The sequence below is a fragment of the Mesorhizobium sp. M7A.F.Ca.CA.001.08.2.1 genome (assembly GCF_003998455.1).
Classification (GTDB): Bacteria; Pseudomonadota; Alphaproteobacteria; order Rhizobiales; family Rhizobiaceae; genus Mesorhizobium; species Mesorhizobium ciceri.
Window position 1 is genome coordinate 1 of sequence record NZ_RZPW01000998.1, and the last position, 1,839, is coordinate 1,839.

The 1,839-nt window shown below is 63.3% G+C and carries 3 protein-coding genes and 1 pseudogene; 3 read left to right on the forward strand and 1 reads right to left on the reverse strand.

Translation table 11 applies throughout. The features are described from left to right. Positions 1-496: alpha/beta family hydrolase (locus tag EN914_RS33970; protein ID WP_127389613.1), on the forward strand; the 496-nt coding region annotated here is incomplete at its 5' end. A gap of 4 nt (positions 497-500) precedes the next feature. Next, positions 501-1,271 (forward strand): exodeoxyribonuclease III, encoded by a 771-nt coding sequence (locus EN914_RS33975; protein WP_024501729.1) that lies wholly within the window; start codon positions 501-503, stop codon positions 1,269-1,271. 11 nt (positions 1,272-1,282) lie between these two features. On the opposite strand, the gene EN914_RS33980 is transcribed toward EN914_RS33975, so the two are convergent. Then, positions 1,283-1,426 (reverse strand): hypothetical protein, encoded by a 144-nt coding sequence (locus EN914_RS33980; protein ID WP_127219047.1) that lies wholly within the window; start codon positions 1,424-1,426, stop codon positions 1,283-1,285. A 38-nt stretch (positions 1,427-1,464) separates the two neighbouring features. Here EN914_RS33980 and EN914_RS33985 point away from each other — a divergent pair. Beyond that, positions 1,465-1,839 (forward strand): annotated as a pseudogene (locus EN914_RS33985) (SdrD B-like domain-containing protein); the annotation flags it as partial.

Consider the following 1,839-nt stretch of genomic DNA (forward strand, 5'->3'; position numbering starts at 1 on the left):
CCACAATATGGCTGCCCGCCGCTATGGCCACCGCAAGCCGCCGCCGCGGGCCGAGACGGTCAACCCGGAATATATCAAGGCGATAGCCGACCTCAGGGCGAAGGGCGTGACCGGCCCGCTCGTCATCGGCGGCAAGTCGATGGGCGGGCGCGTCGCCTCGATGGTCGCCGACGAGATGTTTGCCAAGGGCGAGATTTCAGGCCTGCTGTGCCTCGGCTATCCCTTCCATCCGCCGGCCAAGCCCGATCAATTGCGGACCAAACACCTCGCCGATCTGAAGACGCCGACGCTGATCTTCCAGGGCACCCGCGACGAGTTCGGCACCAGGGACGAGGTTGCGACTTATGACCTTTCCGATCGCATCGAGGTGATCTGGCTGGAGGACGGCGACCACGATCTCAAGCCTCGCAAGAGTGTTTCGGGGTTTTCGACCGCCGATCATCTGAAGACGCTGGCCGGGACGGTCAAGGCGTGGTCGGGTCGGATCGCTTCCTGAAGCGATGAAGATCGCCTCCTTCAACGTCAACAACATCAACAGCCGGCTTGAAAACCTGCTGACATGGCTGGCTGTGGCAAAGCCCGATGTCGTGTGCCTGCAGGAGTTGAAGGCACGCGACATGCAGTTTCCGCGCTCGGCATTGGCGGCGGCCGGCTATGGCGCGGTGTGGAAGGGCGAGCCGACCTGGAACGGCGTTGCCATCCTGGCGCGGAGTGCCGAGCCCGTGTTGACCCGCGATGCCTTGCCCGGCGACGAAGCCGACAGGCAGAGCCGCTACATCGAGGCGGCGGTGAATGGCATTGTCGTCGCTTGCCTCTATGCGCCGAACGGCAATCCCCAGCCCGGCCCGAAATTCGCCTACAAGCTCGCCTGGCACGCGCGGCTGGAGGCGCATGCCGAACAGTTGCTCGACACCGGCCTGCCGGTGGTGCTGGCCGGCGACTACAACATCGTGCCCGAGCCGCGCGATATCTACGCCACCCGCTCCTATGACGACAACGCGCTGGTGCAGCCGGAAAGCCGGGCGTCGTTCCGGCGCCTGCTCGACCAGGGTTGGCTTGATGCCCTGCGCAAGAAGCATCCGAAGGAAACGCTTTACACATTCTGGGACTATCGCCGCAACCGCTGGCCGCGCGATGCGGGCCTCCGGCTCGATCACATCCTGCTGTCGAAGAAACTGGCACGCCGCCTGACCGCCGCCGGCATCGACCGCGACGTGCGCGGCGAGGACGGTGCCAGCGACCATGCGCCGGTGTGGGTGGAATTGAAGTAAGGCGACTGCTTTCATGCGTCGCGCTTGAACGGATCCATGCAACGCGCTTTAAGTCTTTTGTCTTGATGCATGTCGCTGTCCCAAACCCGGGTTCGCTTTTGGCCGACATGCAATAACCTGTCGGCAAAGTATTCCGACGCAGCCGGATCGCCCATGAACGCAATCCTCCACGAGATCTGTGAAACGAGGCTCCATGCCTGACTTGGGCGCTGTCGAGATGCTGTTCGCCGCCCTTGTGGTGCTTGCGGCAGCTGTCGTGTCCTGGCGGCTGTGGCGGAAGCGCAGCCGCCGCAAGGGACGGCGGCAGACCAATCCGGCTGCCGACTATGCCGTCCGCACCGACTGGAGCGGCCGCGGAGGCATGCTCAATTACTCGTCCTTCGTCTATTTCGATGTCGATCGCGACGGCAAATACGGCGCCGGAGACCGGCCGATGGCCGGGATCATGGTGCGGCTGTATGACGAAGCCGGCAAGCTCGCCGCGTCCGCGCGCACCAACAATGCCGGCTTTGCCAATTTCCCCATTTCTGTGAAAATCATAAATTCCTTTATCCTCAAGCCTTTCCCC

Bases quoted from the DNA above. Each gene is read 5' to 3' on its own strand.
- EN914_RS33975 (WP_024501729.1), top strand. From the start codon at position 501: ATGAAGATCGCCTCCTTCAACGTCAACAACATCAACAGCCGGCTTGAA.
- EN914_RS33980 (WP_127219047.1), bottom strand. From the start codon at position 1,426: ATGGGCGATCCGGCTGCGTCGGAATACTTTGCCGACAGGTTATTGCAT.